The 25031-nt window shown below is 64.4% G+C and carries 16 protein-coding genes; 3 read left to right on the forward strand and 13 right to left on the reverse strand.

What is annotated here, in order from left to right; all coding sequences use genetic code 11:
• Positions 1 to 24: 24 nt before the first annotated feature.
• From H7A19_15590 to gspE, 4 genes are all read right to left on the reverse strand, one after another.
• The gene (locus H7A19_15590; GenBank protein MCP5476254.1) at positions 25 to 177 is read right to left on the reverse strand and encodes a hypothetical protein; all 153 of its coding nucleotides are present in this window, start codon (positions 175 to 177) and stop codon (positions 25 to 27) included.
• Between the two features lie 33 nt (positions 178 to 210).
• Positions 211 to 2385 (reverse strand): hypothetical protein, encoded by a 2175-nt coding sequence (locus H7A19_15595; GenBank protein MCP5476255.1) that lies wholly within the window; start codon positions 2383 to 2385, stop codon positions 211 to 213.
• Complete coding sequence (locus tag H7A19_15600; protein ID MCP5476256.1) at positions 2382 to 3713, reverse strand: DUF3142 domain-containing protein; 1332 nt, start codon at positions 3711 to 3713, stop codon at positions 2382 to 2384. The genes H7A19_15595 and H7A19_15600 overlap by 4 nt, the downstream gene beginning before the upstream one ends.
• A 125-nt stretch (positions 3714 to 3838) precedes the next feature.
• Entirely contained in the window at positions 3839 to 5314 is a 1476-nt protein-coding gene (gene gspE, locus H7A19_15605; GenBank protein MCP5476257.1) for a type II secretion system ATPase GspE, read from the reverse strand.
• Between the two features lie 412 nt (positions 5315 to 5726).
• Here gspE and H7A19_15610 point away from each other — a divergent pair, with 412 nt between their 5' ends.
• On the forward strand, positions 5727 to 6161 hold the full coding sequence (locus H7A19_15610) for a universal stress protein (GenBank protein MCP5476258.1): 435 nt from the start codon (positions 5727 to 5729) through the stop codon (positions 6159 to 6161).
• 644 nt (positions 6162 to 6805) lie between these two features.
• Here H7A19_15610 and gspD read toward each other — a convergent pair.
• The 3 genes from gspD to H7A19_15625 all read right to left on the reverse strand — a co-directional run bounded on the left by gspD (position 6806) and on the right by H7A19_15625 (position 11343).
• Positions 6806 to 8815, reverse strand: coding sequence for a type II secretion system secretin GspD (gene gspD, locus H7A19_15615; protein ID MCP5476259.1), 2010 nt, complete (start codon positions 8813 to 8815; stop codon positions 6806 to 6808).
• A 209-nt stretch (positions 8816 to 9024) separates the two neighbouring features.
• Positions 9025 to 9951, reverse strand: coding sequence for a PDZ domain-containing protein (locus H7A19_15620; GenBank protein MCP5476260.1), 927 nt, complete (start codon positions 9949 to 9951; stop codon positions 9025 to 9027).
• Between the two features lie 3 nt (positions 9952 to 9954).
• Positions 9955 to 11343 carry a DEAD/DEAH box helicase gene (locus tag H7A19_15625; protein ID MCP5476261.1) on the reverse strand — a complete coding sequence of 463 codons (1389 nt, stop codon included), beginning with the start codon at positions 11341 to 11343 and terminating at the stop codon, positions 9955 to 9957.
• Between the two features lie 317 nt (positions 11344 to 11660).
• On the opposite strand from H7A19_15625, the gene trxA reads away from it, so the two are divergent.
• Together trxA and rho are read left to right on the forward strand one after the other, a co-directional pair.
• On the forward strand, positions 11661 to 11987 hold the full coding sequence (gene trxA, locus H7A19_15630) for a thioredoxin (GenBank protein MCP5476262.1): 327 nt from the start codon (positions 11661 to 11663) through the stop codon (positions 11985 to 11987).
• A 643-nt stretch (positions 11988 to 12630) separates the two neighbouring features.
• Positions 12631 to 13896 carry a transcription termination factor Rho gene (gene rho / locus H7A19_15635; protein ID MCP5476263.1) on the forward strand — a complete coding sequence of 422 codons (1266 nt, stop codon included), beginning with the start codon at positions 12631 to 12633 and terminating at the stop codon, positions 13894 to 13896.
• Positions 13897 to 14140: 244 nt separating this feature from the next.
• Here rho and H7A19_15640 read toward each other — a convergent pair whose 3' ends face one another.
• The 6 genes from H7A19_15640 to H7A19_15665 form a co-directional block, all read right to left on the reverse strand.
• Positions 14141 to 15631, reverse strand: coding sequence for a tryptophan 7-halogenase (locus H7A19_15640; GenBank protein MCP5476264.1), 1491 nt, complete (start codon positions 15629 to 15631; stop codon positions 14141 to 14143).
• Between the two features lie 11 nt (positions 15632 to 15642).
• Complete coding sequence (locus tag H7A19_15645) at positions 15643 to 16626, reverse strand: cupin-like domain-containing protein (protein ID MCP5476265.1); 984 nt, start codon at positions 16624 to 16626, stop codon at positions 15643 to 15645.
• 13 nt (positions 16627 to 16639) lie between these two features.
• Complete coding sequence (locus tag H7A19_15650; protein ID MCP5476266.1) at positions 16640 to 17347, reverse strand: SapC family protein; 708 nt, start codon at positions 17345 to 17347, stop codon at positions 16640 to 16642.
• A gap of 38 nt (positions 17348 to 17385) precedes the next feature.
• A complete protein-coding gene (locus tag H7A19_15655; protein MCP5476267.1) occupies positions 17386 to 18939 on the reverse strand; it encodes a tryptophan 7-halogenase in 1554 nt (517 codons plus the stop codon).
• A gap of 247 nt (positions 18940 to 19186) precedes the next feature.
• On the reverse strand, positions 19187 to 22177 hold the full coding sequence (locus tag H7A19_15660) for a TonB-dependent receptor (protein MCP5476268.1): 2991 nt from the start codon (positions 22175 to 22177) through the stop codon (positions 19187 to 19189).
• Between the two features lie 183 nt (positions 22178 to 22360).
• Complete coding sequence (locus H7A19_15665; GenBank protein ID MCP5476269.1) at positions 22361 to 24946, reverse strand: exo 1,3/1,4-beta-D-glucan glucohydrolase; 2586 nt, start codon at positions 24944 to 24946, stop codon at positions 22361 to 22363.
• Positions 24947 to 25031: the final 85 nt, after the last annotated feature.

Below are 25031 nucleotides of genomic sequence, written 5' to 3' on the forward strand. Positions count from 1 at the left end.
TCGCGACCTCATGAAATGTGCGGGCTAACCGCTGAGCCGCACCACCACGATCGCCAGGATCAGCAGCAGCGCCAGCGCCACCGCAGCCGGCATCAACAAGCCCCAGCGCTCCTTGGGCAGGTTGTCGGGCAGAAAGCTGTCGCGATGGCCGGACTTGCGTTCAGGGAATCGGGACATGGCTGACCACCGGGCTTCGATGAATGGGCGCCATTATCCCGCAATCGGGCGACGACGACGTGACCAGCGCCAACCCAGCGCCAGCAACAAGACCAGCGGCACGCCGATCGCGGCGATCCGCGCGCCCTGACGCATCCAGATCTCGCGCTGCTCACGCTCGACCTTGTCGAAATCCGGCACCGGGCATTGGCGGCCGAAGTCCTCGCCCCAGGGCACGAAGGCACCCTCACGCAGATAGCGCCTGTAGATCTGCGTGGCCTGCTCGTTGTGGCGGTCAATCAACCAGTGCGTGGCCTCGCAGAGCACGGCGGCAAAGGCCTGCGAACGCGGCGGCAGCGCATCGGCGGCCTTGCCGGCCAGACCCGCGGCGGTCAGCCGATAGTGGAAGCGCTCCAGCGGCTGCGCCCGGCTGGCAGCCAGCCGCTGACGCTCGCCGTCGCTGGTGTAGGGTCCTTCGACCTTGAGGTCGCTGCGTGGGTTGAAGACCGGGTTGTAATTCTCGTCCCAGGTGATCGGGCTGTTGAGATCAAAGCTGCCGCCCCAGATGAAGTAATCCGGATCACCCTCGTAGCCCAGCAGTTCCATGCCATACCAGCGCGCGATCTGGGCGGCATCAAACCAGGCGCGGGCCTGACCGACACGGGTCCAGGCCGAGCTGCGGTCCAGAGCCTCCAGATAGCGTTGCGCCTCGCCGCGCGTGACCGGATCGTCGAAGTAGCCCAGCGCAAGCTGACCCTGGCCCTCGCGCAGCAGGCGCCGGGCCAGCAGCCAGCGCAATTGCGCGGCCGGCGACGTCGAGGAACGCTCGCTGTAGTCCTCATCCTCGTTGGGTGCAGTCGCGGCCGGCGGTTCGGCCTGCGGCGCGACCCGGTCCACAAAGCGGCGCAACTCGTCGACCGTGACCACGCGCTCGGCAATGTAGGCGGTATCAGGCCAGTAGGTGTCGGCTGCGGCGTACAGCAGTTCCAGCGCCTGCAGATAGTCACCGCGAGAGAGAGCCAGCGTGCCGGCCTCGGCCTGCACCCGGCAACGCGGCTTCAGCTGCTCGCTCAGATAGTCCTCGCGCGACAGCAGCACCTGGCCCCATATCTCATCGGCTGGAAAGCCCTTGGCCGCCTGCGCATAGGCCTGCGCCGCCGCATCCAGGTCGCCCGCCCGCAGGGCCAGCTTGGCGCGCACCCAGGCCGCCAGCGGCGTGTCCGAACGCGGCGCCAGCGCTGCGGCCTGCTCGAATCGACCAGCGCGATAAGCCACGGCTGCCAGCCGGTCCGAGTTGGGAACCTGGGCGAGGCTGGAAACACGGTCCAGCAGCGACAGCAGGCGCGGACCATCGGCGGGCGCATCGAAGCTGGGATATTCCTCGTCCGGGTCGACGTCGCTCAGCTCGTTGTAGCGGGTGTAGAGATAGGCCAACAGCAAGCGCGTGCCAACCTCATCGGCGAGCAGGGCATCGACGGACGCCGAGTCGCGGATCGCGGCGCGGACCACGAACAGCAACGAGTTGTTGCCCGAGGTCGAGCCATGGGCGGCCTGCTCGGCGTATAGCCGCACCGCCGCCGCCAGACGCCCGGCCGCCAGCTCGATGCGCGCCTGCTCACCCAGGCTGGCGACCGCCAGGCCGTCTGGATCGGCGGCACCGTTCTGCACCCAGACCCGGGTCTGCTCAAAGGCGGCGATGGCCTGCGCGGACTGGCCGTTCAGGGCCAGCGCCCGCCCGAGCATGTAGCTGGCCCAGACGCCGCGCAAGGTCCGCTGCTCCGCCGGTAGCTGCACGACTTGCTGGAACAAGCTCCGGGCGCGCTCGACGTCGCCCTTTTGCCAGGCCACGGCGCCAGCCGTATAGCCCGCCAGCTCCGCCGGCAGCTCGGCACCCAGCGCCAGTGCGGCATCAGCCGATTCACTCAGGCGCATGGCCGCCACGGCCTCGATCTGGGCATCGCTCAATCCGGCTTTCTCGGCGCTGAGCCGGGATTCTTCCGGGTCTGACCAGGGGTCGGACTCGACCACCTTGAAAGCGGTGGTGCCGGGTTCCACCAATCGCCGCGCCTCGAACCCGAAACTGCCTTCGGGCAAGGTGTCCATCACCAGTCCGCGGTGATCGAGCAGGGTCATCGGAAAATCCGGGCCACAGGCCAATGCCGGACTGAGCATCAGCACGGACAAGGCCAGTGTCAGCGTGCGCAACAGCGGTTTTCGTGGCTGGGTCATGGCAGGTCCCAAGTGGGTGTCAAAGGGCTATTGCAGCGGGTCCAGCCGACCAGAAGGCTGTGGCCGGATCGCAACCAGGCATCAGCCGCCGGCTGGAACTGCAGATGGTCGCCATCATCGCCCAATCGATAGCCTCCGAGCGCATCGCCATGGCGACAATCGCTCGGCAGATCGATGATCGGTGCGGGACCATCCCAGGGACCCGGATTCACCAGACGCAGATCGAAACTGCCTTGCGCCGTGGCAGACGCCTGAACCTGGAAGCGCGGAGCGCCGGACTCGCCTGCCACGACCGCCGCCAGCGTGGTGGCACTCCAGGCCCGCCGGTCGCCGGGCAGCGGCAGCCGGAACCAGACCAGCCCTTGCAGTTCAGGGATGGCATCGGCAGTGATCCGCTTGAGATAGCGCCCCAGTTCCTGCGGATCGGCACGCAGCTCGCGGCCGCTGGCGCCGCTGGTATCGACATCGGTTTCGGCATCGACACGGTGGACCTGGCCATCGGGCATGCTGCCCACGCGTACCCCATAGGCCGGGAGTGCCACTGCAAAGGGCCGCCCAAGAGCGGCATAGGCGCGGGTCCAGGCCAGCGCCGTCTCGACAGCGAACAGCGCGGCATCCGGGCGCTCCACCGCGTGTACCTGGAGCACACTGGCATCCACCGCGGCCAATACCTTGTCCAGATCCGGGCTGGCCATCCAGGTCGGCAAGGCTGTGATCGACAGCTCCAGCCCGGCCGGCAGCAACGCCCGCAGCTGTTGCAACCAGGCGGCGTAGTCGGCCAGCGCCGCGGTCGCACAATCGTGATCGATCTCGATGCCGAGCGGCACCAGGCCTGCGGCTTTCCAGCGCTCGATCATGGGCAGCAGGTGCGCCGCCAGTTCGGTCGCCGGCAAGGGCTCGCGCGCGCCCTCGATGCGCACCACCCAGCGCAGCGGTCTGGCCGACGCCGCCAGTGCTGCTGGATTCGGCTCGATATCGATCAGCCGATCCCCAACTACCTGCAGCAGCAACACCCGCCAGCCGGCGAAGCTGGCGCCCTGTTGCTTGATGGCATCTGCCAGCTCCGGCGTCCACAGTCGCTGCCAGATGTAGGCCTCGTGCGGCAGCGGTGGCGGCGGGGCAGGGGCGCAGGCGCCGAGGAGCAGGGCGAGGAGCAGCGCGCCTGCGGCGCGCCGGTTGTTGGTTGTCGGTTGTGGGTTGCCGGTGGAGCAGTTGCTGGTTGTCGGTTGTTGGTTGTTGGAAAACTCAGAGGCTCGGGCTGTGGTAGGTCCAGACTTGTCTGGACGCTTCTGCGACCTCTGTGCGCAAGCGTCCAACGGGACCGTCAAGCCAAGAGCGTCCAGACAAGTCTGGACCCACAACAGCTGGCGCCCGCTTTTCTCCGCGTCCTCCGCGCCTCCGCGCAAGCCCGCTCTTGCCAACAACCAACAAGCCGCAACCGGCAAGCGCTTCATCAGTCCTCGCGGGTCACCTTGAGCACTTCCTCGACCGAGGTGATGCCGGCGATGCATTTGCGCCAGCCGTCTTCGAGGATGCCGGGGCTGCTGCGACGGGCGATGCGTTCCAGTTCCTGTTCGCCGGCCTTGTCGTGGATGGCCTGGCGCAGTACCTCATCGATGGCGACCAGTTCGTAGACGCCGGTACGGCCCTTGTAGCCGGTGGATTTCTGGAACAGATCGCGGCCCGGACGCCAGAGCATCTGGCCGCGCGCCTGTGGATGGCCGAGCGCGGCCAGTTCGGCCGGTGTGGCCGGATACTCTTCGCGCACCAGCGGATCCAGGGTGCGCACCAGGCGTTGGGCGAGCACGCCGATCAGGCTGGAGGAGAGCAGAAAGGGCTCGATGCCCATGTCGCGCAGGCGGGTGACCGCACCTACCGCGGTATTGGTGTGCAGCGTGGACAGCACCAGATGGCCGGTGAGCGAGGATTGCACCGCGATTTCGGCGGTTTCCAGATCGCGGATTTCGCCGACCATGACCACATCCGGGTCCTGGCGCAGGATTGCCCGCAGGCCGCGGGCAAAGGTCATGTCGACCTTGGTGTTGACCTGCATCTGGCCGATGCCGTCGATGTAGTACTCGATCGGATCCTCGACCGTCATGATGTTGCGGCTCTTGTCGTTGAGCTGCATCAGCGCGGCATAGAGCGTGGTGGTCTTGCCCGAGCCGGTCGGGCCGGTGACCAGCAGGATGCCGTGTGGCCGGTGGATCAGTTCGTTCAGACGACCGCGCGTGGCTTCGTCCATGCCGAGTTCGGTGAGATTGAGGCGCCCGGCCTGCTTGTCGAGCAGACGCAGCACCACGCGCTCGCCGAAACTCGCGGGAATGGTCGACACGCGCACATCGACCGGACGCCCGGCGATGCGCAAGCCGATACGGCCATCCTGCGGCAAACGCTTCTCGGCGATATCGAGCTTGGCCATGACCTTGATACGACTGACCACCGGCGAAGCGATCGATTTCTGCGGGGACAGCACTTCGCGCAGCACGCCATCGACGCGGAAACGCACCACCAGTCGGTTCTCGTAGGGCTCGATATGGATGTCGGAGGCGTTCTCGCGCACCGCTTCGGACAACAGCGCGTTGATCAGACGGATGATCGGGGCGTCGTCCTCGCTCTCCATCAGATCAGTGGGCTCGGGCAACTCGTCGGCCAGCTGCTTCAGATCGAGCTTCTGGTCGATGTCGGCCGCCATGCTGCGCGAATCTTCACCCCCGCCTTCGTACAACTCCTGCAACAGTGCCTCGAAGCGCTCCGGGGCCACCTTCTCGGGCGCCAACGGCGTACCCAGAAAGCGTCGCAGCTCCAGCATGGCTTCGGGTTTGACGTCGGGCCGGCACGCCACCCGAGCCTTGCCGTGGGCGAGTCCGAGCACGGCCACGCCGTGTTTGCGCGCGAATCCAAAGGGCAGTCGGGGAAGTGCGGTCATCCTGGAAACCTCAGTTGGACGGGGCAGAGTGTGCGGTTGTGGGGGTGCAAGGGCCAGGCGCAATGAGGAGGAATAGCTGGCTCTTCCGACGAGTTGCAACGCCGCCATGCGCCGCCACAACCGTGCAATCTGCCCTGTAGCGAACTCAGCCGCTGGGTGAACGCGCCCAGCAGCGCCATGGCCCTGAGAATCAAGATGCTATGCGTGCCGAGAAGCGGTCAGCTGAGGTTTCCAGGGTCATTGCCAGCAGACGGGTGAGCCAGGCGTGGATTCTCCACTATCGGGCGCGTCGACGCTAAGGTCCGGGCGTTGCTCGCCAGGCTGCGGCGCACCAGAGCAGCTGACGGCGATCATGTTGCAGTCGCGGATCAGGCGTTAAGCTGGGAATGTCGCAAACGGAAGGGAGAAGGCCATGAACAGTCCCATTCTCGTTGGATTCGATGGCAGCGATGGTGCCGAGCGCGCGCTGGCCTTTGCCGTGGCTCAGGCCCGTAGGGGCCAATGCGCCCTGCGACTGGTGGCGGTGGTCGAATGGCAGTTCTTCGGCGTGCAGAACCCGATGGAACTGGCCGCGGTGGAGGAAAACGTCGGCGCCGACATCGAGCGCTATCGCAGCGAAGTGCTGGGGCCCCGTTGCAACACCTTGCGCGCTGAAGGCATCGAAGCCAGTTTCGAGGTTGCCACCGGCGCGGTGGTACCGGCGCTGGAAAATGCGGCCGAAGACTGCGGCGCCGGACACATCGTCGTCGGCCGCCGCGGCCGTTCGCGCCTGAGCAAACTGCTGCTTGGCAGCGTCTCCAGCGCGCTGGTTCAATCGGCCTCGGTGCCGGTCACGGTGGTGCCCTGAAGCCGAGAGAGTAGGTCACCTAGCCCGCATTTCTCACACCTGCGCGAGCAGATGCCCCCAATCTTCTAGTGACAAAAGGCGATTCCGAGGCGCGCAGCAGTCACAGAGTGTTTGGCTGCATCTGCCCGCTTTGCGGACCTCGCTGGTTCTTTGCGACTATCGCTGCGTTGCTCCTCCTCGCAATGGAATCACCATTCCTCGTCGTCGCGCCTTGCGCTAGTCGCAAAGCCCTGCGCGATCTTCCGCAACAGGTGTGAGAAATGCGGGCTAGCCCCGCAGGGGCTACGTGACAAGGGTGCTGCCTAGAACACAGGTTCACGCGGAGACGCGGAGCCCGCGGAGAAAAGCGGGGGGCAGGGGGCACGGGGCAGGGGACCCACGTCGCGGCATGGTCAGATCATGCGTCGAGGTTGGACCCCTGCCCCTTCTCTTCATGACAGATAAATCAATGACCTGCGGCATATTTGCTGGAAGCGGACTCTGTCCGCAATCTGGGCCGCCATCGCCGACAAAGTCCCCTCGAAATTGACGACGACTTGCCCTTCTCCGCGTTCTCCGCGCCTCCGCGTGAGACAGGCGGTTCAGGCAAGTGGTCACGAGCGCCCAATCGCGGACGAAGTCCGCCCCCACAGAGGCTTGGCGGCTCAGCGGCCGGCCGGCGGCGGTTCGGCGGCGGGCATGCCCTTCTTGAGGAAGTCCTCGTACTGGGGCAACACCGGGATCTGGTCCTTGCGGATCAGACCATCGCTTTCTTCCCGGGAACGCAGCTGCTCGGAGCGGATGTAGTTGTATTTCTCGCTGCTGATCGAGGCTTCCATGATGCCGTCGCGGGCGATCGTGGGCTTGAGGAAGACCAGCAGATTGCGGCGCTCCTTGGTGGTGCTGCGGCTCTTGAACAGATTGCCGAGCAGCGGGATATCGCCCAGACCCGGCACCTTCTGCACCGACTCGCGCAGCTCCTCGCTGGTCAGGCCGCCGAGCACCAGCAGGCCGCCGTCGGGTACCAGCACGCGGGTGCTGAGCTTGCGGTTGTTGGTGATCAGATCGACCGCGCCGGCGGTGTTGGGCGCCAGACTGGAGGCTTCCAGATCGATGTCGATGATGACCGAATCGCCCTCGTTGATATGCGGGGTCACGCGCAGCTTCAGCCCGACTTCCTTGCGGTCGATGGTCTGGAAGGGATTGACCACGCCGCTCTGGTTGCTGCCGCTGGAGGTGTTGGCACCGGTGGAAGCGTACTGGCCGGTGAGGAAGGGCACTTCCTGGCCCACGCTCAGGATCGCTTCCTGATGATCCAGCGTGATCGTCGACGGCGTCGACAGGATGTTGGTGTTGGTGTTGCCGGTCAGGGCCTTGGCCAGCGCGCCGATGCGCACGAACTCGTTGTCGGTGCCGGGCAAGGTGGCGGTGCCGACGATGTAGCCGATATTGAGGCCACTGGAAGCACCCAGCAGGCGCGGATCCTGACTGACACCGAAGATGCCGCCGGTGCCGCTGCTGCCCTGGAAATTGGTGCCGCCGATGAAGCCGCGATCGGTGAAATCGTCGGTGGTGGCCTGCCACTGGATGCCGAGCTCGCGCGCGGTCTGGTCATTGACCTCGGCGACGATGGCCTCGATCAGCACCTGGGCGCGACGGATGTCGAGCTGGCGGATGACATTGCGCAGTTCGCGGGTGACCGCCGGTGGCGCGGTGATGATCAGCGCGTTGGTGTCCTTGTGGGCGCGGATGAAGCTGGTGCTCTCACCTTCCTTGCCGGCCGCCGCCTGCTGACCGAGCATGCTCGACAGCGAGGCTTCCAGAATCGGCACCATCTCGGCGGCATCGGCGTAGCGCAGGTACACCACCTGGGTGGAATCGCCCTCGCCCAGCGGCGTATCCAGATTGGCGACCAGCGCCTTCAGACGCAGACGCCGACCCTTGTCGCCAGCAATCAGCACTGAATTGGTGCGTTCGTCGGCGGCGATCTTGTTGCCCGCAGCATCGTTCGCCGGTTGCAGCAGCGTCAGCGTGCGCACCACTTCCGAGGCATTGGCGTGGCTCAGCGGGACCACATCGATCTCGCTCTCGCTGGCCTGATCCAGGCGGCGGATGATGCTTTCGATACGGGCGACATTGCCGGCGCGGTCGGTGATGATCAGGCTCGATGAACTCGGGTGCGGGATCAGGTTGGCACCCTGCGGCAGCAAGGGTCGCAGCGCCTGGGCCATGTCGGCCGGGGTCACGTGCTTGACGGTGATGACCCGGGTGACCAGGGCATCGCTGTTGCCGGCATCGATGCCGCCGTCCTGACCAGCCACCGTTTCCGGGACGATCTTGATGATCTTGCCCGCCTGCACCGCGGCAAATCCATTCACGCGCAGCACCGACAGGAACACCTCGTAGAGCTCGTCCTCGCCCATTGGCGACTGCGAGATCACCGTGACCTTGCCGGTCACGCGCGGATCGACGACGAAGTTCTTGCCGGTGGCTTCAGACACCAGGCCGATGAAGCTGTTGATGTCGGCATCCTTCAGGTTCAGCACCTGAGTGCCCGGCTGCGCCGGCGCCGGCTCGCCGGCGTCGTAGGCGGGCGATTGGGCAAAGGTGGGGGCCGTCGCGAAGATCGCAGCAGCCGCCAGCATTCGAGCAAAACGTAAGACGTCAAACGTCAATTTGGTGGCTCCAGACTTCGCGCTGTGCAGTGGAGCCGAGGATTCCCGAGCGCAGCGCGGCGCGCAAGAAGTCGGAACATGTTGAGCATCCATGGCAGTAGCTCCCTGCTCTTCTTGTTGACGTTTTACGTTTGACGTTTTACATCCACCATCGGGCCCCGCAATTCGCGCACCCGAGGATTCACTGCGTGCAGCCCAGCCTGTCAGGTTCATTGCGGCATCCGTATTGCCGGCAGGGTCTTTTCCGCGCCGTCACGACGGACGGTCAGGGTCACGGCCCCAGCAGTTCTCAGGGATTCCAGCGTGGAGTAACCGGCTTCAATGCTGTCGAGGCGGCTACCGTTGACGGCGGTGACGATGTCGTCGGGCTGTAAGCCAGCTTCCGCCAGCTGCGCGCCGTAGGTATTGGAGCTGACTCGGAAGCCGGCGAGCTTGCCGTCGATCATCACCGGCAGCACGCTGAAGGACTTGGCGATGCTGCTGGGGTCGGCGATGGCCTGCTGGCGCACGGCCTCCCAGTCGATCGGCGCGGTCACCATGGCCATGGGATTGACGCTGCCCGGGGCCGAGGGCGTCAGCGCGTTCAGGCCGACCAGACCGTTGGCGCCGGGCGTGACCACCGAGCGTGGATCGGGCTGGCGGCTGCTGCTCGCGGCCATGCCGGTCCCCGGCTGGCGCAGACGCAGCACCTCGATGCGGCCGGCGGCGTTCAGGACCACCCGATCCGGGTAGATGGCCTGCACGTTGACGCCATTACCGAACTGGTCGCCAACCTTGTAGATCTTCTCGTTCTGCTGCTCGTCGGCAATGACGGCGCGCGCGAGTTGCTGATCATGATGCGAGTTAGTGCCGCGCAGCGTCAGCTTCAACGCGGTGTCCGGAGCATCGGCGTAGGCCCCGCCGGCCGGATCGACCACGCTGCCGAACAGCCGGAACTGCGCCAGCGACAAGCGCGAGTCGGCGCCGGTGATGGCGCCCTTGGCCGGCAACTCCGGCACATATTCGGTGTCCGGGGTGAGCCATTGCCACAGCAGCCGGGTCACGCTGAGCAGCATCCACAGCGCCGCCAGTGCAATGACCAGCGCCGGCAGCCAGCGGCTCGTGGTCAGTCGCGGCAGGCTGAGGACAGCGCTCATGGCTCAGGACTCGCTGCTGCGGTCTGCAGTCGGCGTTGCCGCAGGCGCAGCACTGGCGCCCTCGGCCGCGGCCGGTTTGGGGCCGCGCCGGGAACCGCCGCCGGAACCGCTGCGGCCACGACCGCCGTCACGACTCTTGCCACCGCTGCGGCCACCGTCGCGACGCGGCCCACCGGGCTTGCCGGAACCGCGCGGCCGGGTCATCTTCAGCGGCGGCACATCGGCCAGCAACTCGTTGGTGATCGGTTCCACCGGGATGCGCTGGCCGATGAAGGCCTCGATATCCGGCAGCCCGATGGCGTAGCGCTCGCAGGCGAAACTGATGGCATCGCCACTGGCACCGAAGCGGGCCGTTCGGCCGATGCGGTGCACGTAGTCCTCGGCGTCCTGCGGCAGATCGTAGTTGAAGACGTGGCTGACATCCGGGATGTGCAGGCCGCGCGCGGCGACATCGGTCGCGACCAGGATCGCCACCTCGCTGCGCTGGAAGCGTCCCAGCAGCGATTGCCGCTTGTGCTGCGGCACATCGCCGGACAGGATCGCACTGGGCAAGCCGTGCTTCTCAAGACGCTCGTGGATCTGCTCGGCCGCGAACTTGGTGTTGACGAAGACGATGGTGCGCGGAGCGTCCATGCGCGACAGCAGACCCAGCAGCAGCGGCAGCTTCTCGTCGGTGGCCGGGAAGTACACGCACTGACTGACGCGCGCGGTGGTCACCGTGTCGGTTTCCACCTTCAGCGTCTTCGGGCTGTTCATGTGCTCGTAGGCCAGCTCCAGCACGCGGTGCGAGAGCGTGGCCGAGAACAGCAGGCCCTGACGTTCGGCGGGCGGCGGCATCTTGCGCATCAGATAGCGGATGTCCTTGATGAAACCGAGATCGAACATGCGATCGGCTTCGTCGAGCACCACCACCTCGATGGCCCGCAGGCTGAAAACGTGTTGCTTGAGATAATCCATCAAGCGACCTGGGGTACCGATCAGCACATCGCAGCCTTCGGCAAACTGGGCGCGCTGCTTTTCATAATCGACACCGCCATAGACCAGCCCCAGGCGCAAACCGGTCTGACCGCCGAGCAGCACGGCATCCTTGTGAATCTGGATGGCCAACTCGCGGGTCGGGGCCAGAATCACCGCGCGCGGATCCTGGATGCGACGCTCGGGGCGCGCCTCGGAGGTCAGCAGCCTCTGCATCAGGGTGACCAGAAAGGCCGCGGTCTTGCCGGTACCGGTCTGGGCCTGACCGGCGACATCCAGATGTTTGAGCGTTTCGGGGAGCGTCAGCGCCTGAATCGGCGTCAGGCGGGTAAAGCCGGCGTCGTGCAGGCCTTGAGACAGGGTCGGGTGCAAGCCCAGGCTGTCGAAATCGAGATCAGTCAGTGTGCGTTCGGTCATCTATCCATGCAGTCCATGTCGTGAAGCCGACACTGCGCGCGGATCAGCGCGTCTGCATGCCGGCGTGGTCAGGCCTGTCGGAATGTGCCTCGACAAGGCCATGAAATCCTTTTCGATCAACACCTTGCCCCTATCCTCCTGGACTGCGTACAGTCCGCAAGTGGAACATCATGGGTTGAAAACGAACGAAGGAGTCACCACACTTCGCTCGCCCCAGCGAGCTTTGACGCTGGATCCGCCGATAGCGGATCCATCGCTGCAGACACTGGCCGGTGCGAGTTTATCCCAATACACCCCTGTATAGCTGGAGTAGCGCAGTGAGCGAAGCCATTTCCCAACTGGGCAGCAGTGATTTCGATGCGTCGGTGTTGCAATCCGATATGCCGGTGCTGGTGGATTTCTGGGCCGAGTGGTGCGAACCGTGCAAACGCATGGATCCCTTGCTGAAGGAACTGGCGAGCGAACTCGAAGGCAAGGTCAAGGTGGCCAAGGTCAATGTCGAGGCCTTTCCTGCCATTGCCAACCAGTTTCGCGTGCGCGGCCTGCCGACTTTCATGATGTTCAAGAACGGCCAGGTGCATTCCACCCAGATCGGCGCCATCAGCAAGAGCCAGCTGGCGCAGTTTGTGGCCAAGGCGATCTGAGGCTGGTTGGTGCCGGGTGGCAGCGGGCAACTGGCAACTGGCGATCAGGGCGCGCTGCTTTGGCACTGAGGCAAAAGCCGTGCGCTCGTTCTGAGGGCCCTGCCTCGGCATCGGTGTCGCCTCTGCTGCCCTTTGCGACCCGCCATCTCACACCCGATGCGCGCTAATCGCTAGCCGCCAGTTGCCAGTTGCTGCTCTCAACGCTATCCCGCATTTCTCACACCTGTTGCGGAAGATCGCGCAGGGCTTTGCGACTAGCGCAAGGCGCGACGACGAGGAATGGTGATTCCATGGCGAGGAGGAGCAACGCAGCGATCGTCGCAAAGAACCAGCGAGGGCCGCAAAGCGGGCAGATGCAGCCGTACACTCTGCGTGTTGTGTGGCCACCGATTCGCCTTGCGCCACAACGGAATCGCGGCATCTGCACGCGCAGGTGTGAGAAATGCGGGCTAGACCTCGCCACATTCGGCATGCTAACTTTCCGGTCATCGCGCTCGCCGAACCCGGCTTGAGTGCTGTCTGCTCCGATATCCACGGCCCTCGATCGACGCCCTGCGTCCGACTCGATGGCCTGATCGCGCGATCCGCGCAAACTCCGCGTCACTCCTAACGCCCAATCTCAAGGCGCCTCTCAGCAAATCCTATGCATCTATCCGAACTGAAGCGGAAATCCGTTGAAGAACTCCTGGAAATGGCCGACGCGATGCAAATCGAAGGCGTCGCCCGGGCCCGCAAGCAGGAAGTCATCTTCGCCATTCTCAAGGCCCATGCCAAATCCGGAGAATCCATCTCCGGCGAAGGCGTACTGGAAATACTCCAGGATGGTTTCGGCTTTCTGCGCGCCGTTGATTCGTCCTTTCTGGCGGGTCCCGACGATGTCTACATCAGCCCCAGCCAGATTCGCCGCTTCAATCTGCGCACCGGCGATTACATCCGCGGCAAGGTGCGGCCACCCAAGGAAGGCGAGCGCTACTTCGCCCTGCTCAAGGTGGACGACATCAATGACGAGCCGCCGGAATCGAAGAAGAATCAGGTTCTGTTCGAGAATCTGACGCCCTACTACCCGACCGTGCGCTACAACCTGGAGCGCGGCAACGGCTCGGCCGAGGACATCACCGGGCGGGTCATGGATCTTATGTCGCCGGTGGGCAAGGGCCAGCGCGGATTGATCGTGTCGCCGCCCAAGGCCGGCAAGACGATGATGCTGCAGAACGTCGCCCAGGCTCTGATGGCCAACCATCCGGAAAGCCATCTGATCGTGCTGCTGATCGACGAGCGACCGGAAGAAGTCACCGAGATGCAGCGCATGGTGCGCACCGGTGAAGTCATCAGTTCGACCTTCGACGAACCCGCCGCCCGCCACGTGCAGGTGGCGGAAATGGTGATCGAGCGCGCCAAGCGTCTGGTCGAACACAAGCGCGACGTCATCATCCTGCTGGATTCCATCACCCGTCTGGCGCGCGCCTACAACACCGTGGTGCCGTCATCGGGCAAGGTGCTGTCCGGCGGTGTCGACGCCAACGCCCTGCAGCGCCCCAAGCGTTTCTTCGGTGCCGCGCGCAAGGTCGAGGAAGGCGGTTCGCTGACCATTCTCGGGACGGCGCTGGTCGAGACCGGTTCGAAGATGGACGAGGTCATCTACGAAGAGTTCAAGGGCACCGGCAACATGGAAGTGCACCTGGAACGTCGTATCGCCGAAAAGCGCATTTATCCCGCCATCAACATCAACCGCTCGGGCACCCGCCGCGAGGAGTTGCTGCTGGCGGCCGAACCGCTGCAGAAGATCTGGATCCTGCGCAAGCTGCTGCACTCGATGGACGAAACCGCGGCGATGGAATTCATGCTCGACAAGATGAAGAGCACCAAGTCCAACGACGAGTTCTTCCAGTCGATGAAGCGGCAAGGCTGAGGGCGGGCACACCCTGCCGAGCAAGCTCGGCACTACCAAGGCCTCGTACACCGACGCTCTGGTAGAGCGGAGCTTGCTCCGCTGCTTCTGCCGGGCTTGTGCTTGGGCTTTTGCCGCATGCCCGAAGAGCCGCAATCCCTGCCGAGCAAGCTCGGCACTACCAGAGCCTCGTGCACCGACGCTCTGGTAGCGGAGCTTGCTCCGCTACGGTGGCTGGGCCTTGATGGTGCGTGTTTGCCGAGAATCAACCCTTCGCCATCGGGCAATAGCGCTCGACGTATTCCTGGTGGCTGGGCAACTGGCGCAGGCTCATCGCGACTTGTTTGCGGATGCCTTCGAGAAAACCGGCCAGCTCGGCGTCACCCATCAGATCCGCTGATGGATGGTGCCGTTCAGGCATGATTCCCTGGCCGAGCATCACCTGGATCCAGGAGTTCTCGGCGAACAGTTCGTTGGGTACGCGGAATACGCGCCCGGTCTGGCGGAACAGGTCAATGCGATGACGCAGGCTGGGCGGGATGTCGAGTTCGCGGCAGGCACGCCAGAAGTCGGTGTCCTGACGTTCGGTGACGTGGTAGTGCAGCACGATGAAATCGCGGATGTGCTCGATCTCGGCTCGGGTCTGCTGGTTGTATTCGTCGATGTCGGCCTGGCAGATGCCCTGTCCCGGAAACATCTGCATCAAGCGGATGATGCCGCGCTGGATCAGATGGATGCTGGTCGACTCCAGCGGTTCCAGGAAGCCGCTGGAGAGACCGATGGCCACACAGTTCCTGTGCCAGGTCTGCAGGCGCTGGCACGGGCGGAAGCGGATCACGCGCGGCTCGGTGCGCAGTTCACCTTCGATATGGTCGAGCAGCGTGGCCCTGGCCTGGGCATCGTCCAGATGGCGGCTGCTGTAGACCAGACCGTTGCCGACCCGATGTTGCAGCGGAATACGCCACTGCCAGCCAGCATCGTGGGCGATGGAGCGCGTATAGGGAATGGCCGGCCCTGTCGACTCGGTCTGCACAGCGATGGCGCTGTCGCAAAACAGCCAGTGTGACCAATCCTCGATGCCGATGCCCAGTGTCTGCCCAATCAGCAGCGCGCGGAATCCGGTGCAATCGATGAACAGATCGCCTTCGAGCTCCAGGCCGGAATCCAGTCGCAGCGCAGCAATATCGCCGGACTCGGGGTCGCAGCGGACCTCGACGATCTTGCCTTCGATGCGCTGCACACCAAAGCCCTCGCTGAACTGACGCAGGAAGCGCGCATAGAGCCCGGCATCCAGATGGAAGGCGTAGTTCATGGCGCCGCGCGGCAAGTGCGCGAAGCGACTCTGTTCAGCCGCCTGAAGCTCCAGGCAGTAGTCACCGTAGTCGCCGGCCAGTCCGCGCTCGCGGCCCTTGTGCCAGAAATGCTGGAAGCCGGCGGTCCAGTGGTCGGTACCGGTCAGGCCGAAGGAATGGATGTAGTCCAGGCCGCGGTCGCGCCAATTCTCGAAGCGGATGCCAAGTTTGAAGGTCGCATTGGTGGCCGCCATGAATGCCTGCTCGTTGATGTCGAGCAGGCGATGGAAGGTCACCAGGGTCGGGATGGTGGCCTCGCCCACGCCCACGGTGGAAATCTCGTCGGACTCGATCAGCTTGATGTCGAGCTGGCGGCCCAGGATCTTGGATATCGCAGCCGCCGCCATCCAGCCGGCGGTGCCGCCGCCGGCGATGATCACGCGTTTGATTGGCTGATTGCGCATCTGTGATGTCCTCAACGGTTCAGGCGCTTGAGCAAGCGCGCGCGCAGACTGCGGGTGGCGTCGGCGTCGAAGGTCTTGAGCACGCCGCGCACTGATTCCGGAATATGAGCCGCAGTGCGCTCGTCGGCTTCGAAGATGTAGTGCTGGAACAGCTGCTGCCAAGCCTGGCGTTCGGCGCTGGGCAGATCCCTCAGGGTCATCAGTCCCAGCATCAGCGCATTCATGGGTGAGTCCATGTAGGCGGGCACCTGTCGCCACCAGTAGTTGATCAGCACATTGAACGCATCCAGCGCCTCTACGTGGTGCCACCAGAGGCTGGGCACAAACAACGCATCGCCAGCTTCCAGTTCCGCCACCTGGGCGTGCGCCAGCGCCTCGACAAAACGCGGATGGCGGGCGAGGTCTGGCTGGGCGAAATCGACCAGGCTGATCGCTTGCCCAGCGGGCGTGAAATCAAGCGGGCCAATGTAGAGATTGCCCACCTGCCCCGGAGGAAACAGGGTGAAGCGACGGCGACCGGCGATGACACAGGCCAGATTGTCGGGCACATCATGATGGGCGGCGATGCGGGTACGATTGCCGATCCAGACGCTGACCAGTGGGTCGAGGTCGCCGAAGGGCAACTCATTGGCTGCGCGAAATCCGGGCAGACAGGTGTCGACCGTGGTCGAACCAATGTACAGGGCAGGCGCATCGAGTTCGCCGGAGCTCGCGACAAGCAGGTCCAGCAGCTGATCAAGGCGCGTGCGAGTGACGCTGAAGTTGAAGCCGCTGAAATCCCGATTGTAGAAGAAGCGCCCCTGGTGTTCGGGCGCGCCCTGCCAGGCCACCACTGCCTCACCCTGATAGTGGTGGCGAAGATAGTCTGCCGCTGCAGCAGCCGATTCTCGTCCGGCGCGGGCACTCGGCCAGTGTGCCACGAGACCACGCACCAGGATCGGCCTGTTGGCGCGCAGCAAGGCCTCCGGCAGCGTGGCTGCCTCGGCCAGGGCCATTTCGCGCACGGCTTCAGGCACGGGACCGCTCACGGCGGAAGCGCTCGATCAGTTCGCGGAACTTGGAGATCGAAGCTACCGCCATGTAGATCGGCAGCAGGTGGCCGCTGCGGGCCAGCGCTTCCAGCGCAGCGCCCGACAGTGCCTGCAGACGCTCTTCATTGATGGTGTGAAACCCGGCCAGGCGATTCTGCGAGCCGTCACCCGGATCAATGTCGAGAACAAAGGACTCCAGCAGTTCGTGTTGCACCAGCGCGGCGACAAAGGCCGGGGTGCTCTCGATGCCCTGATGGATGGCGAGCAGCAGTGAATTGATGTGCTCGAGGTACTCGCTGGTGCCCCCGTGGGGCAGGAACACGGGAGTGCCTTGCTCCCCGCTGATACGCGGGCTGTCCATGTCGACATGGATGACCAGTTCATCGCCACTACGACCGATCAGAAAGGGCTGGCGCTCGATGGCCATCGGCACATAGCTGGCGTCCCAGCCATGCCCGTCCAGAAACAGATTCTGGCCTTCGTGCAGACCAAACAGGGCCAGTGGTTGGTAATCGCCAGCGGCGGAGGTCTGTCGGAATACGATCGGATAGTGCGCCTGGATGCTGCGGAATTCGGCAGGAAAGGTCAGCGCGCTCATGAGCCCGTCGCCCAGTTCGGCACTGTGCTCGGTACGGATGCGCAGATTCTTGTGCTCGATGTTGTTCAACAGCTGGTGATTGGCCATGTGGCAGTGGGCTCGCTCGAACTGGGGTGGGCGCCGAATCAGGCGCGGGGCAGACCGTGCCGGTGGATGTGATCGATCAGTTCACGGTGGCTGGGCAGCGCCGCCAGCATCCGTCGAGACAGGCTGGCGGCCTCGCGAAAGGCGCGGTCGGCCAGCTGCGGCTGATCCGAGCGCCGCGGCGCCAGGTGTGGATCAGGACGAAAACCCATGCCGTACAGCACATACTGATAACTGGCGCTGGGGAACATTTCCTCCACCCGATGCAGGTCGTAACGCGAAGGCGACTGCTGCCGCCACAGTGCCAGTTGTTCCTTCAGCCGATCCGGGATCGATTCAGGGCGGCAGTGATCCCGCCAATAGGGCGTGTCGCGGCGTTGGCTGAGTACATAGTGCAACTTCAGGAAATCGATGACGCGGCTCCAACGATAGCTGAAGGCATCGTTGAAGCGCCGCGCCACGATGGCCATACGCTCGACGGTGGTCGGCATCTCGTCGCTGAGCATGGCGGCGGACAGTTCGACCAGAGCCAGCGCTGAGGCCTCCAGCGGCTCGATGAAGCCCGACGAGAGACCGATGGCAACACAGTTGCGCTCCCAGAAGCGCTCACGGTAAGCCGGCTCGAAACTGAGCTTGCGCGGTGTCAGATGGGGATCAGGCGCGCCACTGCGGGCCAGGTACTGCTGCAGTTCCTGCGCAGCCGCGTCGTCGCTGGTGTGGGCGCTGGAATAGACATGGCCGACGCCGCGCCGAGTGGGCAAGCCAATATCCCAGATCCAGCCGTTGCTCTGTGCCGTGGAGATGGTGTGCGAGGCGATCGGCGCGTCGGCCTGGGCGTAGGGCACCTGCACGGCCAGGGCAGAATCGTTGAACAGTATCTGGCGCTGCGGAATCAGCCCGACCCCGTAGTGCTGGCCGAGCAACAGCGAGCGCATCCCGGTGCAATCCACAAAGAGATCGCCGACCAGAGCACCATGCTCCTGGGTCTGCACCGAGGCAATGTCGCCATTGTCGCGCGTGTTGACCCCCACCATGTGATCCAGCACATGGACCACGCCCAGGTGTTCGACGCAATGCCGGCGCAGGAACAATCCGAACTTGCCCGCATCCAGGTGGTAGGCGTAGTTGGCGACGGCGGCAAACTCGGGCGTCTGTGCCTGCTTGGGGGCCTTGCCGGCCACACACAGATGCGGCTGGAAGCTGACCAGATCGGCAAAGGGCACGTTGGCGTGACTGCGCAACCATTCGCCCACCAGATTGGCCTCGCCATAACCCTGGGGCAGCACGAAGGGATGGAAGTAGTAGTCGTCACCGCGACCATTGATCCAGCCGACAAACTGCGAACCTTGCTTGAAAGCGGCATCGCACTCGCGCACGAAGGTGCTTTCAGACACGCCGATCCGCCGCAGCGTATCGCGCATCGTCGGCCAGGTGCCCTCGCCGACGCCGATGGGCGCGACGTCCGGCGACTCCAGCAAGCTCACCTGCAGGTGCCCACCGACAGCGCTGCCGTGCTCGGCGGCAATCAGGGCGGCGGTCAGCCAACCGGCGGAACCGCCGCCGACGATGACCACATGGTTGATGGCAGCACTCACCGTTTTGCTCTCACCCGAGTTTCCAGGCCTGGTCGTTCAGAGTGTAGTTCGTCGCTCCGATCCAGACCGTGACGACCCTGTGGGAGCGGGCTTTGCCCGCGATCATCCGCGGGTACCCGAGCACCGATCGCGGGCAAAGCCCGCTCCCACACGTGTGCGTTGCCCAAACGAGAAAGCCGCTGAATCAGCGGCCTTCTCCGCTGCCTGATTGTTCAATCATGCAGCACGTCCCGCATTCATGCCTTCATCAGAACTTGTAGCGGAAGCCGACCATATAGCGCGGGCCGGTCTGGGTCACGTACAGGACCTGGTTTTGCGTGCGTCCATGCAAGCGCTGGATCTCGTCGGTGAGATTGATGCCCTCGAACTGGAAGGACAGCTGATCGCTCCATTGGTAGCCGACGTTCATGTCCCACTGACCATAGGCTTCGGTATAGACCGGATTGGGCAGTCCGCTGCCATCGAAACGACCGGCCAGGAACTCATCGCGCCAGTTGTAGGCCAGGCGCACCGACCATCCATGTTTCTCGTAGAAGCCGACCAGATTGGCGGAATCACTCACGCCTTCCAGCGCAAACTGTTCGCCGCGGTTGTAGTTGTCGTAGTCCAGGCTGGAATCGACCATCGTGTAATTGGCCGAGAGACCGAAACCGGTGTCGCCGAAGACGTGCTGGATGTTGAACTCCCAACCATCCAGGGAAGCAGAGCGCTGGTTGGCCGGCGTGGTGATGCGGAAGGTCGCGATCGGATCACCCGGCTGCCCGGCAATGGTGCCGGTGCGGTTGCCATTGGCATCGTCGGGACCGCGCACGACGCCCGGGTCGCCGTCATGGTTGTCGAAGATGTAGTTGCGTATGCAGGTGATGTCCGAGGTCGCGCAGCCGTTGGCCACTGCCTCCGAGAAGTACACGCCGCCGGCAGGCGTATTCAGGTCAAAGGGCGTCGCCGCGATGGTGGTGACACCGATGTAGTTGTCGATGTTCTTGCGGAAATAGCCCAGCGACATGTAGCTGGACTCACCGTAGTACCACTCGAAGGAAACGTCGAAGTTCTCCGACTCCAGCGGTTTCAGGCCGGGATTGCCCTGAGCGCCGCTGCCGCCGTCGATGCGGGCCAACTGATTGAGCGTCTGGCCTCCCTGGATATCACCCCAACCCGGTCGACCGATGCTCTGGCCATAGCTGAAGCGCAGGATGGTGTCAGCCGAGGTCTCGATCGACAGATCCAGATTGGGCAGCGTGTACTGGTAGTCACCCTTGAGCGTCGTGTAGTCGGGGTCGCCGAATTGCACGGCAAATTCGTTGTTCGACACCCAGAGGATGCCGGTGGCGGTCGGCACCAGTGCGGTGGAGGTGACATCGGTCTTCTCGAAACGCACACCGGCGTTCAGGTTGACCGGCATGGCCGTGTCGAAGGTCGTGCTGTATTGCAGGTAGGCACTCTTCGATTTCTCTTCGACACGGCGGTCCGTCGTGAACACGTCCGAGCGCAGATAGAGGGATTCGTCGCCTGCCGCCGCAGCCGCCAGCTGCCGCACGGTTTCGAAGTCGAAGGTGAAGAACTGACCGAACAGATCGGGGCTGCCGCCGCCGTTGATAGCGTCGAAGTAATTACCCATGTTGTCCAGACGCCAGATGCTGTCCGGGTAGTCGTCGACACTGGTCGCGCCGCCCCAGGTGTCGCGCTGCACGTTGGAAAAGGCGGTGCGATTCTTGACGGTGGTGGCGCTGACCCCAAAGTCCAGGCGCGATGCTTCGGCGAATTCGAAGTGGCCGCGAATCTGGCCCTGATCGACTTCAGATTTCATGTAGCTGTTGCGGAAGCTGGAACCGGTCACCAGCATGCCGGCGGGGTCGATCGTGGTCATGCCCGGTGGCAGGGCGACACTCAAGACAGGGAAGTCACGGGTGAAATCGACCGAGGTGGTGCCACGGAAGAATCCAGCGGTGCCGAGTACCGCATTCGAGCCGTAGGGGCTGTCGGCGCCGGTTTCCGCCTTCGAGCTGTGGACATCGAATTCCAGACCCAGACTGTCATTGACGTCCCATTCGACATTGAAGCCAATCGAGTCATTTTCGCTCTTGGTGGCAAATTCGGCGCCGGCCATGGCCAGATCGCTGTTGGCCGGATTGATGGTTTCCGAGTAGAAATTGGGCCCCGCCACCGGGCCATCAGTCCAGGAACTGCTGGATGGGCCGTAGTTGAACCACACGGACAACTCGTTGCGCTGCTGCTGAATCTTGTTCTGCGAGTAGGTGTAGTCGAGCGTCGTGGTGACGGTATCGGACGGCGCGAACTGCAGTGTCAGCTGGCCGTTGGTGCGTTGGCGCTTGAGGCCGTTGACGCTGTACAGCAGGTTCTGCGGCACCGAGTAGGTGTCGGTGGGATCGGGTCGATTGATGATGTTCTCCGAGCCCGGTGTGCCCGGCTGCGGGATCGTGCCCCAGTTGTTCTCGTCACCGGCAAAGGCACGCCAGCCACCCGGCACGGCGGCTTGGTTGTAGCCCAGATCACGCTCCTGGTAGCTGCCGGTCAGGGCAATGCCGAAGCGGCCATCCTCGCTGGTGTTGCTGAAGATGCCGGAAATTTCCGGCGTGAAGTCACTGCCTTGCAGGGAATCGGGCAGATTGCCGTTGGACGTGTCATGCACGCCCTTGACGCCGACATTGGCGCGGAAGCCCGGGGCTTCCAAGGGCTTGGCGGTCTTGATGTTGATGGTGGCGCCGATGCCGCCGGTGGGGGTTGCGGCACGGCCGGTCTTGTAGACCTCGACTTCGGCGATGGCTTCCGAGGCCAGATTGGCGAAATCGAAGGCGCGGGAGTTGCTGGGGCCGGTTTCGCCAATGCTGGAACCCGGCATCTGACGGCCATTGAGCAGCACCAGATTGAAGTCGGGGCCAACGCCACGCACCGTGACCCTAGAGCCCTCGCCGTTGGAGCGGTCGATCGACACGCCGGTGATGCGCTGCAGCGACTCGGCCAGATTGGTGTCCGGGAACTTGCCGATGTCCTCGGCGACGATGCCGTCGACCACACCGGTCGAGTCGCGCTTGAGATTCATCGACGAGGTCATGCTGCCGCGGATGCCCTTGACCACGATCTCGTCAAGTTCGGCCGCCTGCCTGGCGTCGTCGTTGTCCGCATCTACGTTCTGGGCATAGGTCGATTGACCGGCCAGGGCCAGCAGAAGGGCGGCAGTCAGCAACCGCTGCTTCGGGATAGGGTGCGCTTGCTTCATGGACTCTCCCTCCAGGGACATTCACAGACGACGGGTGGACAGACGCGCACGACGGCAGGTCGGGCGCCGGGTGGGTGGGCATTGCACGTCGAATTGACAGCGTTGTCAATCGTTAATGTGCAATTCAGTCTTGCTTTCATGCAGGATCAGGCCCGGGTTCGGATGAACGGTAGCTTCGCCACTTCACTCAGCAGCGTCGCAGCTGAGCACAAGGTCATGCTCGGGAGACAGCGCCAGCCCCGAGAGCGACAGCGACAGCGAGGCGCTGGTGCGCAGCTCGGCCATGCGCTCGACGCGCGAAAGATCGGCGCCGGCGCGCGCAAAGCAGGACAGGGGTACGGCCAGACGCGTCCAGATCGACAGCGGCAGGTCGGCCAGCGCTGCATCCAGCGAGACGGCCCCCTCGCAGCCATCGCCGCAGCCCAATGACAGGCTGACCGGGGCCTCGGGCTTGCTGTCCAGCCGCAGGCTGAGCACCAGCATCGCCCCGGCCTGGGCCTCGCGGCTGAGATCCTGCGGCGTGGCGGCCTGCAGCCAGAAGCGGCTTTCGCCACCGCCATCCCATTGCAGGCGGCGAGCATCTTCCTGGGCCTTGTGATCAGCGGCAAGCACCGTCAGATGTCGCGCCAGATCGCCGCTGGGCAGCGCCGTCAGCGCGGCACCTTCCTCGGCACCGTCAGCCATCATCAGCGACCAGCCCGGCGCCAGTTTGCCCTGACCAAAGTACAGACCAGGCTGCTGATCGAGATCGGCCAGACCCGATTGCTCCGACAGCAGCTCCAGTTCGCCGCCCTGTGCATAGCTGAGTCCGTAGCCCACTGGAAACTGCGGGTCATAACAACTCTGGCCCTGATTGAGCGGCGTCTGCACTGCGGAGCGCGGCCAGGAGAAGGACAGTCGTCCGCTGAAATCGTGGGCAATCTCGCCCGTCGGTGTCCGGAACAACACATCGGCGATGCCGCCGCCTTCCGATCCCGGTAGCCAGGCGGCAACGAAGGCATCGGCGCTGTTGATCTCTCGATTGACCCACAGCGGCCTGCCCGACAGGAACACCGCCACCACCGGAATACCGTCGGCCTTGAGACGGCGGATCAGGGCCAGATCGCCGGCCTGTCCGGGCTGGTAGGCCAGCGCCGGGATGTCACCGATGAACTCGGCGTAGGGATCCTCACCGAAGACGACGATGGCGACATCGGGTCGCTCGCTGTAGTCGCCGGTTGCCGACAGCTCACTTTCGCCACCGCCAGCCGCGACCGCAGCCTGGATGCCGGCCCAGATCGATTCGGCGTTGGGGAAATCAGCCGGCGTCACCCCGGTGCCCTGCCAGCTCAGCGTCCAGCCGCCGGCCTGTTTGCCGATGTTGTCGGCACCGTCGCCTGCCACCAGAACACGGCTGTTCGCGGGCAGGGGCAGCAGTCCGCCGTTGTTTTTCAGCAATACCAGCGATTGGCGCACTGCGGCGCGCGCCAACGCGCGATGTTCGCTGCTGCCCAGTTGTTCGAAGTGGCCACCGAGAGCGCGCGCTGAGGGTGCGCCAGCATCGAACAGGCCCAGACGGAACTTGACCCGCAGAATGCGCGAGACCGCATCGTCCAGCCGTTCCATCGGGATCGACCCATCCCGCACCTGGGCCAGCGTGTTGTGGTAGAGGGCCTTCCAGGTATCGGGCGCCATATACATGTCCAGACCGGCAATGAGTGCCGCCGGACAGCTTTCGTTGCTGCAGCCGCTGACCTCGCCGTGGCCATTCCAGTCACCGACGACAAAGCCGTCGAAACCCAGACGCTGCTTCAACACGTCGGTCAGCAGACTGCGATTGCCGTGCATCTTCTCGCCGTTCCAGCTGGAAAACGATGCCATCACGGTCTGCGTGCCGGCCTTCAGGGCCTGGATGTGTCCGGCGCCGTGGATGTCGCGCAGTTCGGACTCGGACACGCGGGTATCGCCCTTGTCCTTGCCGCCGCTGGTGCCACCGTCGCCGATGAAGTGCTTGGCCGAGGCCAGGACATGGCTGGCATCGAGAAACTCCGGCGAGCCGACCTTGCCTTGCAGACCTTCGACCACGGCGGTGGCGTAGCTGGCCACGAGCACCGGGTCTTCCGAATAACCTTCATAGGTACGGCCCCAGCGGTCATCGCGGGGCACGGTGACTGTGGGCGCGAAGGTCCATTCGAAACCGGTGGTGCGCAACTCGATGGCGGTGGCTCGGGCGATCCGCGCCACCAGCGCCGGATCGTGAGCCGCGCCGAGCCCGATGTTGTGCGGGAACAGCGTCGCGCCGACCACATTGTTGTGGCCGTGGACGGCATCGATGCCCAGCAGTACCGGAATCGCCTTGCCGCCGCGGCTGGTGTCCATCGAGGCCTGATAGAAGTCGTCGGCCAGCGCCAGCCATTCGGCTGGCGTCGCGTTGTAGCGACCGCCCGGATCGGAATTGCCGCCGGCCAGCACTGAACCCAGCCGGTATTCGAGCAGGTCTGCCGGGGTGACGCTGCCGAGGTCGCCCTGGATGATCTGGCCGACCTTTTCTTCCACGGTCATCGTGCCCAGCAGTTCACGGATCTGGGCCTCGATGTCGGCATCGTTGGCGATGGGCGAAGTCAGCGCCGGCCACCGGGAGGGATCCGCGACCGACGACGGCACAGTTTCGGCAGGCTGGGCCAGGGCCGGGCAACCAAGCGCCAGGGTCAGCAGCCAGGCAAGGCCCAAGTGCGACCCGCCGCGGGTACGCGGACGGTTCGCCGCTCTGGCTGCGATCGCGCTCTGCATGAATCTCCCTCCCCGGACATTCGCGACTGGGCCGCCTCCGCATATCCGGCGGCTGGCCACTGGGGGCGAATTAATACGCGCTTGT

It is taken from the genome of Rhodanobacteraceae bacterium (assembly GCA_024234055.1).
Lineage (GTDB): Bacteria > Pseudomonadota > Gammaproteobacteria > Xanthomonadales > SZUA-5 > JADKFD01.